Origin of the sequence: Gilliamella sp. Pas-s27, assembly GCF_009795865.1 — a bacterium.
Taxonomy (GTDB): Bacteria; Pseudomonadota; Gammaproteobacteria; order Enterobacterales; family Orbaceae; genus Gilliamella.
Map to the genome: position 1 here is coordinate 1 of NZ_WTEW01000003.1, position 14,713 is coordinate 14,713.

The 14,713-nt window shown below is 35.7% G+C and carries 15 protein-coding genes; 2 read left to right on the forward strand and 13 right to left on the reverse strand.

The genetic code is table 11. From position 1 onward, the window contains the following. Positions 1 to 122: 122 nt before the first annotated feature. The 11 genes from rsuA to GQ589_RS01840 all read right to left on the reverse strand — a co-directional run bounded on the left by rsuA (position 123) and on the right by GQ589_RS01840 (position 9,124). Positions 123 to 812 carry a 16S rRNA pseudouridine(516) synthase RsuA gene (rsuA, locus tag GQ589_RS01790; RefSeq protein WP_160424195.1) on the reverse strand — a complete coding sequence of 230 codons (690 nt, stop codon included), beginning with the start codon at positions 810 to 812 and terminating at the stop codon, positions 123 to 125. A gap of 25 nt (positions 813 to 837) precedes the next feature. After that, positions 838 to 1,566 carry a class I SAM-dependent methyltransferase gene (locus GQ589_RS01795; RefSeq protein WP_160411429.1) on the reverse strand — a complete coding sequence of 243 codons (729 nt, stop codon included), beginning with the start codon at positions 1,564 to 1,566 and terminating at the stop codon, positions 838 to 840. Then, a complete protein-coding gene (prlC, locus tag GQ589_RS01800) occupies positions 1,553 to 3,580 on the reverse strand; it encodes an oligopeptidase A (RefSeq protein WP_160424197.1) in 2,028 nt (675 codons plus the stop codon). Before prlC ends, GQ589_RS01795 begins: the two co-directional genes overlap by 14 nt. Positions 3,581 to 3,672: 92 nt before the next feature. Beyond that, a complete protein-coding gene (locus GQ589_RS01805) occupies positions 3,673 to 3,930 on the reverse strand; it encodes a BolA family protein (RefSeq protein WP_160401354.1) in 258 nt (85 codons plus the stop codon). Between the two features lie 113 nt (positions 3,931 to 4,043). After that, a complete protein-coding gene (locus tag GQ589_RS01810; protein WP_160401353.1) occupies positions 4,044 to 4,316 on the reverse strand; it encodes an STAS domain-containing protein in 273 nt (90 codons plus the stop codon). Between the two features lie 5 nt (positions 4,317 to 4,321). Continuing rightward, positions 4,322 to 4,966 carry a phospholipid-binding protein MlaC gene (gene mlaC, locus GQ589_RS01815; protein WP_160424199.1) on the reverse strand — a complete coding sequence of 215 codons (645 nt, stop codon included), beginning with the start codon at positions 4,964 to 4,966 and terminating at the stop codon, positions 4,322 to 4,324. Positions 4,967 to 4,975: 9 nt separating this feature from the next. Beyond that, positions 4,976 to 5,566: an outer membrane lipid asymmetry maintenance protein MlaD gene (gene mlaD, locus GQ589_RS01820; protein WP_160424201.1), complete on the reverse strand. Its 591-nt coding sequence runs from the start codon at positions 5,564 to 5,566 to the stop codon at positions 4,976 to 4,978. 10 nt (positions 5,567 to 5,576) lie between these two features. Continuing rightward, on the reverse strand, positions 5,577 to 6,356 hold the full coding sequence (gene mlaE, locus GQ589_RS01825) for a lipid asymmetry maintenance ABC transporter permease subunit MlaE (RefSeq protein WP_202112446.1): 780 nt from the start codon (positions 6,354 to 6,356) through the stop codon (positions 5,577 to 5,579). After that, the gene (mlaF, locus tag GQ589_RS01830; RefSeq protein WP_237399167.1) at positions 6,356 to 7,171 is read right to left on the reverse strand and encodes a phospholipid ABC transporter ATP-binding protein MlaF; all 816 of its coding nucleotides are present in this window, start codon (positions 7,169 to 7,171) and stop codon (positions 6,356 to 6,358) included. The genes mlaE and mlaF overlap by 1 nt, the downstream gene beginning before the upstream one ends. A 209-nt stretch (positions 7,172 to 7,380) precedes the next feature. Next, a complete protein-coding gene (locus GQ589_RS01835; protein WP_370519408.1) occupies positions 7,381 to 7,980 on the reverse strand; it encodes a methionine ABC transporter permease in 600 nt (199 codons plus the stop codon). 100 nt (positions 7,981 to 8,080) lie between these two features. After that, positions 8,081 to 9,124, reverse strand: a complete 1,044-nt coding sequence (locus tag GQ589_RS01840; RefSeq protein ID WP_160424205.1) for a methionine ABC transporter ATP-binding protein — start codon at positions 9,122 to 9,124, stop codon at positions 8,081 to 8,083. 213 nt (positions 9,125 to 9,337) lie between these two features. Here GQ589_RS01840 and GQ589_RS01845 point away from each other — a divergent pair, with 213 nt between their 5' ends. Further along, positions 9,338 to 10,186 (forward strand): MetQ/NlpA family ABC transporter substrate-binding protein, encoded by an 849-nt coding sequence (locus tag GQ589_RS01845; protein ID WP_160424207.1) that lies wholly within the window; start codon positions 9,338 to 9,340, stop codon positions 10,184 to 10,186. Between the two features lie 34 nt (positions 10,187 to 10,220). On the opposite strand, the gene GQ589_RS01850 is transcribed toward GQ589_RS01845, so the two are convergent. After that, positions 10,221 to 10,553: a rhodanese-like domain-containing protein gene (locus tag GQ589_RS01850; RefSeq protein WP_160424209.1), complete on the reverse strand. Its 333-nt coding sequence runs from the start codon at positions 10,551 to 10,553 to the stop codon at positions 10,221 to 10,223. A 136-nt stretch (positions 10,554 to 10,689) separates the two neighbouring features. Then, complete coding sequence (gene pepN / locus GQ589_RS01855) at positions 10,690 to 13,323, reverse strand: aminopeptidase N (RefSeq protein ID WP_160424211.1); 2,634 nt, start codon at positions 13,321 to 13,323, stop codon at positions 10,690 to 10,692. A gap of 155 nt (positions 13,324 to 13,478) precedes the next feature. Between pepN and pncB the strand changes: the two genes are divergently transcribed. Next, positions 13,479 to 14,672, forward strand: a complete 1,194-nt coding sequence (gene pncB / locus GQ589_RS01860; RefSeq protein ID WP_160424213.1) for a nicotinate phosphoribosyltransferase — start codon at positions 13,479 to 13,481, stop codon at positions 14,670 to 14,672. The last annotated feature ends 41 nt before the right edge of the window (positions 14,673 to 14,713 follow it).

Consider the following 14,713-nt stretch of genomic DNA (forward strand, 5'->3'; position numbering starts at 1 on the left):
AACTAATTCTGCACACTCTCGTTTAAATTCACTACTTAGTTGTCTTGTCATCAGATAATCTCCTTTGTTGAGGATTTATCATACCCGCTAAGAATGTCTACAAGAAAAGTATACCGTTACAACTATTTAAATACGTCAATTTCATCTTGTGTAAGAGGGCGGTATTCGCCTTCTGGAATATCAACAATTATTTTACCTATTTGTTTGCGATGCAACGCAACAACATGGTTATTGACTGCTGCAAACATGCGTTTAACTTGGTGATAACGCCCTTCACTAATGGTTAGTTTGGCATGGTATTGATCGATAATATTTAATTTAGCGGGTTTAGTCAGTGATTTTTCACTTTTTAATTGAATGCCGTTTTTAAATATATCAATGAGTTCAGTTTGTAATGGTTGTTCAACTGTGACGATATAGACTTTTTCGCAATGATGTTTGGGTGATGTGATTCGGTGTGACCATTGACCGTCATCAGTTAGTAAAACAAGCCCAGTCGTATCAAGATCAAGCCTACCTACTGCATGCAATTTTTCAGGCATGGGTTCATCAATAAAATAGAGTATAGTTGGGTGATCTGGATCATCAGTCGAGCAGACATAACCTTGAGGTTTATTGAGCATAAAGTAACGATTATTGGTTACGGGGATGATTTCATAGCCATCATACTCAACCATGTGTTCCGGTAATAGCTGGTAAGCACCTGATTTTACTATTTCACCATCGACGGTGACTTTTTTAGCTTTCAGTTCTTTGTTAACAATTGTTCTACTTATGCCTAAATGATGAGCAAGAAATTTATCTAATCGCATAATCTAAATCATTTATCCTTATGAATTAAAGGGGAGTGTAAATGTCAAAACGGTGATTTTTAGTTTTAATTTCTGCCGTTGGTTTTTGGTTGGCTAAAAAGGGTGCGTAATCTGGCCTTTTTACTACCACGCGTTTTTTTGCGAGTTGCCTTGCGGGTTCTAATAAGCTGTCAGCATCGTTGTCGCTACCAACTAATAGTTGAAAAATACGCATTTCTTTTTTGACAAGCGCACTTTTTTGACGATGTGGAAACATTGGGTCAAGGTAAACTACGTCTGGTTTTTCAAGTTGCGAATTTAAGCCTGTTTGGCTTGAACTATAATTCAATTGTAAGCGTTGTTGTAGCCAGTCTCCGATTTTAGGGTCTTGATAGCCACGTTGTAAGCCATCGGCTAATAACGCCGCAACCACTGGGTGTCTTTCAAACATTGTTACATAACACCCAAGTGAGGCAAGTACAAAGGCGTCTCGTCCAAGTCCTGCTGTTGCATCAACAATAGTGGGTAAATACTCACCTTTTATTCCAACTGCTTTTGCAATAGCTTCCCCACGCCCACCGCCAAATTGGCGACGATGCGCCATTACACCCGATAAGAAATCCACCGTTATTGCTCCTAATTTAGGTTCATCGGTTTTTTGTAAGGCAAGATGATTTTCTTGTTGTGTTAATGTAAAGGGAAGATCTTTATTTGTGGATAACCACAGTTCAGCTAACTGTGTTAGCTGAACTAAGTTAGAACTAGCGGATGCCATAATGATGAAGTAATGCCTCTAGTTGTGGTTCACGACCTCGGAAGTTTTTAAATAATGTCATTGGTTCATCGCTACCACCTTGTGACAAGATGTTATCAAGAAACGCATTACCTGTTTTGGCATTAAAAATGCCTTCTTCTTCAAAGCGGGAAAATGCATCAGCAGAGAGTACCTCGGCCCATAAATAACTGTAATAACCTGCCGCATAACCACCTGCAAAAATATGGCTAAAGGCATGAGGGAATCGTCCCCATTCAACAGTTGGCACAACGGCAACTTGTTTTCTGACTTCAGCTAATGTGTTTAAAATATCGGGGTTTTGTTGGGTATGTAATTTAAAGTCAAAAAGCCCAAATTCTAATTGACGTAGAATAAATAGCGCTGCTTGATAGTTTTTAGCATCTAGCATTTTTTCTAACATTTCAGTAGGGAGTGGTTCGCCGGTTTGATAATGTCCTGAAATAAAAGCAAGGGCTTCAGGTTGCCAACACCAGTTTTCTAAAAATTGACTTGGTAACTCAACAGCATCCCAAGGAACGCCATTAATTCCTGCTACAGAGGATACATCAATTTCGGTTAGCATATGGTGCAAGCCATGACCAAATTCATGAAATAGGGTTGTTACTTCGTCATGAGTAAATAAGGCAGGCTTGTCGCCAACAGGGCGATTGAAGTTACAGGTTAAATAAGCAACGGGAGTTTGTACATGACCGTCAGTAAAGCGCATACGACCAATGCAGTCATCCATCCATGCGCCACCGCGTTTATGTTCTCGTGCATATAAGTCAAGATAAAAGCTACCTTTTAATTCACCATTAGCTGTATATAGATCATAGAATTTGACTTCAGGATCCCAAACTTCAACACCTTGTCGTTCTTTGGCTGTAATGCCAAAAATGCGGTGTACTACTTCAAATAGACCATTTATCACTCGTTGCTGAGGGAAGTAAGGACGTAATTCTTCATCGTTGATGGTGTATAAGTACTGTTTTTGTTTTTCACTATAATAAGCAACATCCCATGGTTTGATGTCGCTTGCACCAAAAAATTCATAGGCATAACGTTTAAGTTCCGCTAACTCTTTTTCACCTTGTGGTTTGGCTTTGTTTGCTAAATCCGTTAAAAATTCGATAACTTGAGTAGTTGATTTTGCCATTTTTGTGGCTAGGGATTTATCCGCATAGGTATTGAATCCAAGTAATTGGGCTAGTTCATCACGTAATGTTAATATTTGTTTGATGATTTCGGTGTTGTTCCATTTACCCGCATTAGGACCTTGATCCGATGCTCGAGTGTTATAAGCTTGATAAAGTTCAAAACGTAAATCACGGTTATCACAATAGGTCATGACCGGTAGGTAACTTGGTATATCTAAGGTAAGCAACCATCCCTCTTTGTCTTTCATTTTTGCTTGTTCTTTTGCTGCTGCAAGCGCACTTTCAGGCATACCAGAAAGTGCTTTAATGTCGGTAATTAATTTTGACCATCCCATGGTCGCATCTAATACGTTGTTGCTATATTGTGATGATAATTCTGATAGTTTTGCAACTATCTCACCGTAGCGTTTTTGTTTATCATCAGGCAATCCAATTCCCGATAATTCAAAATCACGCAATGCATTGTCAATAACTTTTTTTTGCGCTTTGCTTAAAGTAGCATAGTGTTGGCCTTCTTTGATTTGTTTGTAAGCTTGATATAAAGGTTTATGCTGTCCAACCCATGTGCTGTACTCAGATAGTAGTGGTAAGCAAGCTTCATAAGCCTCTCGTAATTCAGGGCTGTTTTTAACCGAATTAAGATGGCTAATAGGTGACCAAGCGCGACTGAACTTTTCGTCCATTTCGTCAATAGGTTGAATTAAATTATCCCAAGTATATTGGCTGTTTTGCTTTAATACTGTTTCAATGGTATTTTTGCAGTTTTTTAAGGTTTCTTGTATAGCAGGCAAAACATGCTCGGGCTTAATTTGTGAAAAAAGGGGTAATGGGGCTTTTGTTAATAATGGATTGGTCATGTTGCAATACCTTTATACAAATGGAGTTTGTTGATTAAACATAATATGGTGGCAAATGCTGTTAATTCAAGGGATGTTGTTTTAGGGAATATTTATAATCCCATCAATTTACGTTCGCGTTGCCATTCAGTAGGTGTATATGTTTTTATAGAAAGTGCGTGGATACGGTTATCGCTAATAAATTCAGCCAAAGGAGCATAGATTGCTTGTTGTTTTTTTACTCGAGTTAAATCAGCAAATAATTCTCCCACTGCAATAACTTGAAAGTGACTGCCATCGTCAGTTAAAACATGAATATCATCAAGTTCGAGTGAGCTGTTTAATTTGTCTATAATTTCTTGTTTATTCATTAGTAATACTCATCATTAATATAAATGTAGGGCTATTTTTGTTAAAAGGTTCTAGGTAACGCTGTATTGTGGTGCGTTTTTTGCATGATATTTCATACGAAACCTGACATATTTTAAATGTTGATTACGGGTTGTAGATCATACAAGGTAATTAATGTTTGTAACTGAGGATTGATACCTTTGAGCTTGACATGATATTTATTGCAAAAATAAATTAAAGTCGCGAGCCCTGAAGAATCAACCCGAGTCAGTTGCGCTACATCAATGTATTTTACACCATTTAGAATGGTGCTTTGTGTTGACCATAAATCATTTAAAGAGTGAACATCAAGTTCACCCTGTAAAGACAATACTTCTTGTTGTTTTTCTGTTTTTATTCGCGACATTATCACTAGCCTTTAGGTTTAGCGTTTGGGTCTATATTGCGATTTGAAAGTTCATTTAATTGTTTGGTTAATGCATCAATACCATCTTGACGTAAAATTGTTGACCATTCATTTTGTTTGGTTGTTATCATGCTAACGCCTTCGGCAATTAAATCATACGCTTTCCATTCGCCAGTCACTGAATTTTTACGCCACTGGAAATCAATACGCAATGGTTGTTGATTTTTATCTGGTTGATTTAATAAAACACGAATAGAAATAAGTGTTTTTCCAGTTAAATCTTTAGGAGATTCAACTTGATAAGTTTGACCATTATACATAGATAACGCTTGAGCAAATGCTTGTACTAGGTAGTTTTCAAAAGAAGTAAAGTAAGCTGTACGTTGTGCTTCTGTAGCGCTTTTATAGTAATTACCTAAAATTAATGCGCCAGCATACTTTACTTGCACATAAGGTAATAAATCTTTTCTTACAATCTCTTTAAGTTTGTTAGGGTTTGATTTTAGTGCAGCAGATTGTGAATTCATAGTGCTAAAAAGTTTATCAGCAGAAACTTGCATTTCTTTATAGGGATCGTTTTCAGCAAAGGCTGTAGAACTAAATAATAAAGCTAATACTAAAAGAATGGTTGTTTTAAATTTGTTTAACATGTTAACTCCTTAGTTTTCAGTTGTATCTTCTTTTTTATCTTTGTTGGTTTTGTCTTTATCTGATGAGCCACCTATGCTGTAAAGGAATTTACCAATAAGATCTTCTAAAATGATGGCTGGTGTGGTGTTTTGCACAACAAAACCTTCGAGTAAGTATGGCGGAGTTTTATTTTTTTCTGCTTTGGCTACAACAGCAGGGTCAACGCCTAATGCGTCAATATTAAATTCTGTTTCTCTATCAACGCCCATATTGATATCAATAAATTGTTCTCCAAGTATTCCAGATGTTTTAATTGAAAGTGAACTTGAACTTGGAATTTTGTTATATTGTGCATCAATATCTATTGCTACATAAGGTTTGTATTGATTGCCATTCGAGGAATTTAGCGAAATATTACTGACACGACCAATGACTACCCCCCCAATTTTGATAGGAGAACGTGCTTTTAATCCCCCAATATTATCAAACACAGCATAGACACGATAAGTGCTATGGCTAGCAAATGATGTTGGATCGGCGACTCTAAAACACAAAAATAGCACTGAGCAAATAACCAGTACCATAAATAATCCAACGGTAATTTCAACTTTACGATTCATGTCTATGACCTCAATGACTAAACATTAATGCGGTTAAAATAAAATCTAACCCCAAAATAACTAATGATGAATAAACAACGGTATTTGTTGTTGCCCGACTAATTCCTTCTGATGTTGGTACGCAATCATAACCGTTAAACAGTGCAATCCAAGTGCTAGCAATGGCAAATGCAAAGCTTTTAACGAAACAGTTTCCTAAGTCATGCCACCAATCGACATTGCTTTGGATTGATGACCAAAAGAATCCTGAATCAATACCTTTCCAATCAACCCCAACCAACATACCGCCTAAAATGCCAACCGCAACAAAAATAGCTGTTAGAAATGGCATGCAAAAAAATCCAGCCCAAAAGCGTGGCGCAATGATGCGTCTTAACGGATCAACTGCCATCATTTCTAAACTTGATAGTTGTTCAGTAGCTTTCATTAAACCAATTTCAGCGGTTAAGGCTGAACCAGCACGACCAGCAAATAGTAGGCCAGCAACAACAGGGCCTAATTCACGAAGTAGCGCAAGGGCAACCATCATCCCTAAACTTGCTTCGGCACCAAAGGTGGTTAGAATAAAGTAACCTTGCAGGGCTAAAACCATGCCAATAAAAAGACCTGATACCATAATAATGGTTAAGGATTGAACGCCAACAAAGTAAAATTGTTTAATCAGTAAAGGGAACTGTTTTTTAAATTGTGGTTTACCAATTAATGCTCCAAAAAGCATAACACCAGAACGGCCAATCATCGCAATGATATTAATAATCCATTGTCCTAATTTTGCCAATAAATTCAACATTATTTTATACCTCTGCTTAGGTCTAGTTTGTAATCATCAGCAGGATAATGAAAAGGCACTGGACCATCTGCCAATCCGTCAAGAAACTGTTTTACTCGTAAGTCATCATTATCACGTAATTGTTGTGATGTACCGCCTGCAATAATACGTTGTTCAGCTACAATATAAGCATAATCTGCAATACTTAACACTTCGTTTACATCATGGCTGACAACAATGCAGGTTAACCCTAATGATTGGTTTATTTCAGATATCAGCTTAACAATAACTCCCATTGAGATAGGATCTTGCCCCGCAAAAGGTTCGTCAAACATAATTAGATCAGGATCAAGCGCAATAGCTCGAGCTAAAGCAGCACGCCTTGCCATACCTCCTGAAAGCTCTGATGGCATCATTTTAGCTGCACCTCGTAGGCCAACAGCTTGTAATTTCATTAAGACCAAATTATGTAATACAGGGTCAGGTAATTTGAAGTGTTCACGTAACGGATAAGCAACATTATCAAATACATTTAGATCGGTAAATAAAGCCCCTGATTGAAATAGCATACTCATGCGTTTGCGGACTTCATATAACCTTGAGCGCGACATGCTTGGCACATCTTCGCCATCAAATAGAATTTTCCCTGATTGTGGTTTTAATTGACCACCAATGAGTCGTAGTAGCGTTGTTTTACCAATTCCTGATGGCCCCATTATAGCGGTGACTTTGCCTTTAGGAACGTTCAAACTCATATTTTTATAAATAGGCCGCGTTCCACGATAAAAAGACATGTCGTGAATTTCAACCAAATTTTGCTGTAATGCGTTTGTCAAAGTGATTCCCTACACTACTGATCTAAAGTTGTCGCTATTTTACTTGATAATTGAGAATAAAGGAAATGTATTAAAGTTATTGTTTATCATAATGATGCTAATTATCGATATAACGTACCCATCTTACTCAGGATAAATAATAGTAAAGAAAAGCAAAATCTTTTTTGTCTTTTTTAGTATCATCACCTTAAGTTTTTTTATATTGTGTATTATTGATGTCTTGCTTTTCGTGCCAAGTAGTTCCCCAAACTTTGAATAAATTGTATAACAATAACCAAAATGATCACGCAAATAACGGTAACGGTTGTATCAAAACGTTGATAACCATACGAAATAGCTAAATCACCAATTCCGCCAGCGCCAATTGCACCAGCCATTGCTGTTGCACCAATTAAACCTATGGTGGCTGTTGTTATGGTTAAGATTAACGAACTAAAGGCTTCGGGTAACATAAAATACCAAATAATTTGTAATGGTGTTGCTCCCATAGATTTGGCTGCTTCAATAATGCCATTATCAACTTCAAGTAACGAGTTTTCAACTAATCGGGCAATATAAGGGGCTACATAAATGGTTAAAGGTACAATAGCCGCTAATGTACCAAAAGAACTACCAACAATCAGTTTTGTTAATGGAACAATGGCAACAAGTAATATAATAAAAGGAAGCGATCGGAGTGTGTTTATGATTGGATTTAATATTCGATAAATTAGTGAGTTTTCTAATAGCCCTGTTGGTCTTGTTGTGACTAAACAGATGCCCAGCAAAATACCAAATATCCCCCCCATACTTAGAGAGAAAAGAACCATAATAAAGGTGTCATAACAAGCCTGAATAAATTGTGTTGTTGTAACTGATGTTGAAAAGCAAGAACTTAAGTAGTCAATAATGGTATTGAATTGTTTCATTTTAGTTGATCTCCCAATGATTAATTTCGGTGACTTGTACCCCATGATGATGTAGGTAGTGTACTGAATCGTTGATACTATCATCGCTTCCTTTTAGTTGCACAAACATGCTACCTAATACCGTGTTTTGAATCTCAGACATATGTGCAAATAAAATATTAACCACAACTTTTTGTTGAAGTATTAATGAATTAACCACTGGTTCAGATGCCGAGCTTCCTAAAAATTCAAGTTTGAATAAGCGAATATTGTTTTTTGTTTTTTCTAGTGCTAGCAAATTTTTGACTACACCAGCAGGAATCTGATCGTTGATAATGGTACTGACAAAATTTTGTGTAGTTTGATGTTTTGGGTGACCAAATACTTCGAGCACATTACCATGTTCAATCATTTTGCCGTTTTCCATGACAGCGACTTTATGACAAATTTGTTCAATGACATGCATTTCATGGGTGATTAATACCACTGTTATTTGGTATTCTTCATTAATTTTTTTTATTAAATCTAAAATATCTTGCGTGGTTTGAGGATCAAGTGCTGAAGTTGCTTCATCACATAATAAGATATCGGGGTTATTTGCTAAAGCCCGAGCAATACCTATTCGTTGTTTTTGTCCGCCTGATAGCTCTTTAGGGTAGTTATTTGCTTTTTCACTTAATCCAACAAACGCTAAAAGCTCGTTGACTCTTTTTTTGATGGTTTGTCTATTTTCTCGAAGTAAAATTAGTGGCATTGCAATATTTTCAAATACAGTTTTTGTTTCTAATAAATTAAAATGCTGAAAAATCATGCCAATTTTTTGTCTTATTTTACGTAATTCACTATTTGATAATTGGTTAAGAACTTGATTTTGAATAATGACATTACCTTGGGTTGGTTTTTCAATAAAGTTAATTAATCGAACTAATGTGCTTTTACCTGCACCGCTATAACCGATGATACCGAAAATATCACCTTTACCAATGGTTAAATTAATATTATTTAATGCTTGGGTAGTGACGCCATTTCGCTTATATTGTTTAAAGACATTTTCAAACCTAATCATTATTTGTAACCTATTTGTTTAATTTGAGTTGACTATTTAGATAATCAACTAACGATGTAGTTTTTTTAACAGTAGCATAGGTTAGTTTTTGGCTCTAATAATCGTTTTTTATATCTTATTCCTAAAAGTTATAAGATAGAATAACTTGGAATAAATGAACTGCTTTTTTTGTGCTACAGTGATTAGTGTTTACAATTTATAGAGGTATTTTTTATGAAAGCATTTTTTACTGAACAGAAATTTTTTAGATATATAGTTCTTATCTTCGCAGTTAGCTCGACAAGCTTAATTACGGCTTGTGATAGCTCAACAACCCAAGCGAATAATCAAACTAAAAAAGAAATTAACATGGGCGTATCACCTGGACCTTATAATGATTTATTTAATGATGCGGTTAAACCAATACTTGAATCAGAGGGTTATAAAGTTAAACTAGTTAGTTTCCCACACTTGCTTGAATCAGATATTGCTTTAACCGAGGGCAGTATTGATTTGACCGTTGCACAACATACCGCTTATATGGATGTATTTAATGCACAACGCAAAGCACATTTAAAATCAGTTGTACATGTACCATCGGTGCCTGCTGCAGTATTTTCGAATAAATATACCTCATTAAAGCAAGTTTTTTCTGGCGCTAAAGTTGCAATTCCACAAGATGCCTCTAATGCTGCTCGTTCATATAATTTATTAGAAAAAGCGGGGTGGATAAAGTTAAAAACGAGTACAAATCCTATTATCGCTAGCAAAAATGATATAGCTGAAAATATCGCAGGGATTGATATTATTGAAATGGATTCTGCTAATATTCCTCGTGTATTAGATGAGCTAGATTTTGCGGTAATTCCTGGCAGTATTGTTTATTCTGCCAATATTGATTCAAATAGAGCTCTTCTTTCAGAAACCATCATCCCAGACTTAGAAATTATGGTTGTTGTTAATGAGGGGAATGAAAATAGCCAATGGGCACAAGATATTAAACGTATTTATCAATCCCAATCATTTAAAGATTATATGAAAACGCATAATCAAAATGGCTATTGGGTGATGCCACAAGAATAATTTTAGATAAATCACCCGTTTCATTACGGGCGATTTAATACCTTGCCATCTGTTTTTCAACCATTAAAGCCCAAGCATCAATACCACCTGTAAGATTGTAAAGATAATCGCTATCAAAGCCATTTTCAACTAAATAATTGGCGACATTAAGGCTTCTTATACCATGATGGCAATAAATAACAATATCGACTTCATCCGGAATTTTGTCTAAATAAAGGGGAATTAGGTTCATTGGAATATGTGTTGAACCATGAATGTTGCAAATTGCAACTTCGTTAGCTTCGCGTACATCAAGTAAAAAAATATCATTAGACTGGTTTAATTTTTGTGCTAGTTTGGTTGGGGTTATTTCTTTTATTGTTGCCATAATGATCAGCCTTCAAAATAGTTGTCAAAAAGTGTTTGGTAGTATCTGCGCTTAAAAAAATACCGGTTGAATTTGGCAACTGTTTTCTATGATAAAGATCACCCTGTTAGTAATTAACAGGATGCTCGGTTTTAGATTATGCCTCTAACGCTTTATTGATTTTTTCATATAAATCTTTAGAAAGATTTTCGATTTTTAGTAATGCTTCGAGTGATTGTCGCATTTGTTTTTGGCGATTTTCGTCATAACGTTTTAATCGAATCAATGGATCGATAAGTCTTGCGGCAACTTGAGGGTTTTTTTGGTTTAACTCAATGAGAATCTCAACTAAAAATTGATAACCACTGCCATCTTCAGCGTGAAATGCCACAGGATTATTATTTACAAAAGCTCCAATTAATGCACGAATCCGATTTGGGTTACTGAGTGTAAATGAGCGGTGAGTTAATAATTTTTTCACGGTAGCAAGAACATTCTTTTCTGGGCTTGTTGCGTTTAGTGTTAACCATTTGTCCATAACAAGTCCATCTTGATGCCATTTGTCATCAAAGTTAGCCAATAACTCAGTTCGACAATCAAGTTCAGCTTTTACAGCTATACTCAAGGCAGTTAAACAATCGGTCATATTATTGGATTGGTGATATTGTTGAGTAACAAGTGAATTAATTTGCGTTTTATTATCAGCATATCCAAGTAAAGATAAACAACAATTTTTAAGTGAGCGTTTGGCAATTTCAATATGTTCAATATGATATTGTGTTGTTTTATTGTGGCGGTAAACTGCTAATAACTCATCATAAAGTTCATTGGCAAATTGTGTTAAGAAAAACAAACGTACTTGATGAATAGCAATCGGATCAACCACAGTAAATAAATTCGCTAATTCGTTTTCAGATGGGAGCGTTAATATTTGAGCAATTAATGCAGGATCGATTGAATCAGAAAGTAACACAGCTCTAAAAGCGTCAATGACAACTTCTGGCAATATTTGCTTTTTATTTTGTTGGTAATTGTGGACATTTATTCTGACATATTTGGCCAGTAACATTTGTGCTGCATCATAACGACTAAATGCATTAGTGGCATGTTGCATTAAAAAAATTAGGTCATTATCTTGGTAATCATAGTGTAATTTTACAGGAGCGGAAAAATCACGTAATAATGAAATAATTGGTTTTTCACTGACATTGTCAAATACAAGCTGCTGTTTTTCCTTGGTTACATTTAATACATGGTGAACAGGCTTACCTTGATGTTGCAATGCAATAATATCGCCATTTTTTTTGTATAATTCAATATCAAGAGGAATATGTAAGGCTTGTTTTTGCTGCTGATCTTGTGTTGGCTTTGTACATTGCTCAACTGTTAAGGTGTATTGTTGGGTTTTTTCATCATAACTATCAGTTACCGTTAATTCAGGAGTACCTGATTGGCTATACCACAATTTAAATTGACTTAAATCGATACCAGAAGCATCTTGCATGGCAGAAACAAAATCATCACAAGTTGCGGCGCTACCATCATGGCGCTTAAAATAAAGTTTCATGCCTGCTTGGAATTTGTCTTCACCTAATAATGTATGCATCATGCGAATAACTTCAGCACCTTTTTCATACACTGTGACTGTGTAAAAATTGTTCATTTCGATAACTTGATCGGGGCGAATAGGGTGAGACATCGGGCTAGCATCTTCGGCAAATTGCACGGTTCGCATCAGTTTTACGTCATCAATTCGTTTAACGGCCTTTGAACCTAGGTCGGCACTAAACTCTTGATCACGGAATACAGTTAAGCCTTCTTTTAAACTGAGTTGAAACCAGTCTCGGCAAGTGACTCGATTGCCTGTCCAGTTATGGAAATATTCATGACCAATCACGCCTTCAATACCAAGATAATCATCATCTGTTGCGGTTTGTGGTTTGGCAAGTACATATTTTGAATTAAAGATATTCAAACCTTTGTTTTCCATCGCGCCCATATTGAAAAAATCAACCGCAACAATCATAAAGATATCTAAGTCGTATTCAAGTCCAAAACGCGTTTCGTCCCAACGCATGGCATTTTTTAAACTGGTCATTGCCCAATGTGAGCGTTCTAAATTACCTTTATCAACATAAATTTCTAAATCAACTTTACGTTTTGATTGTGTAATAAACTGATCTTTTAAAATATCAAAATCACCAGCAACTAGTGCAAACAAATAAGCGGGTTTTGGAAACGGATCTTGCCATTGTACCCAGTGTCGTCCATCAGATAGATCGCCTTGTGCTACACGATTTCCATTTGAAAGTAGGTAAGGGTAGTGTTGTTTATTGGCGGTGATGCGTGTTGAAAACCGAGCTAATACATCGGGTCTATCAAGGTAATAAGTGATATGTCGAAATCCTTCGGCTTCACATTGTGTACAAAGCGCTTCGCCTGATACATATAATCCTTCAAGTGCGGTATTATCAATGGGCTTGATTTCATTAACAATTGTTAAAGTAAATTCTGCAGGCACACCTTGAATCAGCAATCCTGTTTTTGTGATTTGATAATCATGCCACGGTTGCTCATCGATATTAACAGAAATCAATTTCAGATCTTCACCATCTAAAATAAGATCATTAACGTTATTATTTTTTCGAATTACATGACTACGTGCTGTAACGGTTGTTATTTCAGGGGCTAAATCAAAATCAAGATCAATGTCAGTAATAGTAAAATCGGGGGCTTGATAATCTAGACGATATTTTGCCTTTGGTTGAGATTGAGTTGTAGTTGCGTTCATTATTATAGAGCCTTTTATTTATACTTTGTTCAAGTTTTATCTGGTTAATAGTATAACCGATTAAAAATAATCTTATTATATAATTAATCTATATCTTCATTATTATTCTGCTATAATCTTTGACATTTTAATTAGAGTATTAACAATAAAGCCACATGTTACCAGCGATAATTACATCACTATTAGACACAGATGCTTATAAACTGCATATGCAACAAGCTGTTTTTCATCACTATCCAAATGCAACAGTAACAGCAGAGTTCCGTTGTCGTAGCGATGATTTATTGGGGAAATATGCTGATGAGATAACTCATCAAGTTAAATTAATGGAATCGTTATCACTTTTAGATGATGAGTTTGAGTATTTATCTCGTATGCCTTTTTTTAAACCTGATTATTTGAATTGGCTCAAAAATTGGCGTTTTAATAGTGAGCTACTGACAATCAAAAATCAAGAAGGCTTGTTGGTTATTCGTATTGAAGGTAAGTGGTTAGATGTTATTTTATGGGAAGTGCCATTACTTGCCGTAATTAGCGAAATTGTGCATAAAGATCGATCGCCAAATATTGGCGTTCCCGAGGCACTTGCTCGACTAAAAGATAAATTAACGTTATTTAATGAAAAGACAGCCGATATGGATATGTCGAACTTTAATTTAATGGACTTTGGTACGCGTAGGCGTTATTCGTTTGCGGTACAAGAGGCAGTTGTTGGTTATTTGAAAAATCATTTTACTAATTTTCATAGTACGAGTAATTATTTGCTTGCTTATCGTTTAGGACTTACGCCGGTTGGAACTCAAGCGCATGAATGGTTTCAAGCACATCAGCGTTTAAGTCCGAATTTAGAGGATTGCCAAAAAAATGCATTGCAGGTTTGGTTAGATGAATATCACGATGATTTGGGCGTTGCTTTAACTGATTGTATTACGATGGATGCATTTTTACGGGATTTTGATCTTCATTTTGCTTCGCATTATCAAGGATTGCGTCATGATTCAGGTGATTCAATTCAATGGGGTGAAAAGGCAATAGCCCATTATCAGCAGTTAGGTATCGATCCTAAAACAAAATTATTAGTATTTTCAGACAGTTTAAATTTTGATAAGGCACTTAATATTTATCGGCATTTTAATCATCGGGTAAAATTATCTTTTGGTGTAGGTGGTTTTTTAGCTTGCGATATTCCCTCTAAAGAGGCCAATACGAAAGCATTGAATATTGTCATCAAATTAACAGAGTGTAATAATCAATCCGTTGCTAAATTATCAGACAGTCCTGGTAAAACCATATCTCAAGATTTAGCTTTTATTGATGAATTAAAACGAACTTTTAGTGTTAAGTATTGATAATCATTAGCCTATTATTAATATTAAAATAAAAAATCAGT

Coding starts and splice junctions, on each gene's coding strand:
- rsuA (WP_160424195.1), bottom strand. CDS start 812: ATGCGATTAGATAAATTTCTTGCTCATCATTTAGGCATAAGTAGAACA.
- GQ589_RS01795 (WP_160411429.1), bottom strand. CDS start 1,566: ATGGCATCCGCTAGTTCTAACTTAGTTCAGCTAACACAGTTAGCTGAA.
- prlC (WP_160424197.1), bottom strand. CDS start 3,580: ATGACCAATCCATTATTAACAAAAGCCCCATTACCCCTTTTTTCACAA.
- GQ589_RS01805 (WP_160401354.1), bottom strand. CDS start 3,930: ATGAATAAACAAGAAATTATAGACAAATTAAACAGCTCACTCGAACTT.
- GQ589_RS01810 (WP_160401353.1), bottom strand. CDS start 4,316: ATGTCGCGAATAAAAACAGAAAAACAACAAGAAGTATTGTCTTTACAG.
- mlaC (WP_160424199.1), bottom strand. CDS start 4,966: ATGTTAAACAAATTTAAAACAACCATTCTTTTAGTATTAGCTTTATTA.
- mlaD (WP_160424201.1), bottom strand. CDS start 5,566: ATGAATCGTAAAGTTGAAATTACCGTTGGATTATTTATGGTACTGGTT.
- mlaE (WP_202112446.1), bottom strand. CDS start 6,356: ATGTTGAATTTATTGGCAAAATTAGGACAATGGATTATTAATATCATT.
- GQ589_RS01835 (WP_370519408.1), bottom strand. CDS start 7,980: ATGGTTCTTTTCTCTCTAAGTATGGGGGGGATATTTGGTATTTTGCTG.
- GQ589_RS01840 (WP_160424205.1), bottom strand. CDS start 9,124: ATGATTAGGTTTGAAAATGTCTTTAAACAATATAAGCGAAATGGCGTC.
- GQ589_RS01845 (WP_160424207.1), top strand. CDS start 9,338: ATGAAAGCATTTTTTACTGAACAGAAATTTTTTAGATATATAGTTCTT.
- GQ589_RS01850 (WP_160424209.1), bottom strand. CDS start 10,553: ATGGCAACAATAAAAGAAATAACCCCAACCAAACTAGCACAAAAATTA.
- pepN (WP_160424211.1), bottom strand. CDS start 13,323: ATGAACGCAACTACAACTCAATCTCAACCAAAGGCAAAATATCGTCTA.
- pncB (WP_160424213.1), top strand. CDS start 13,479: ATGTTACCAGCGATAATTACATCACTATTAGACACAGATGCTTATAAA.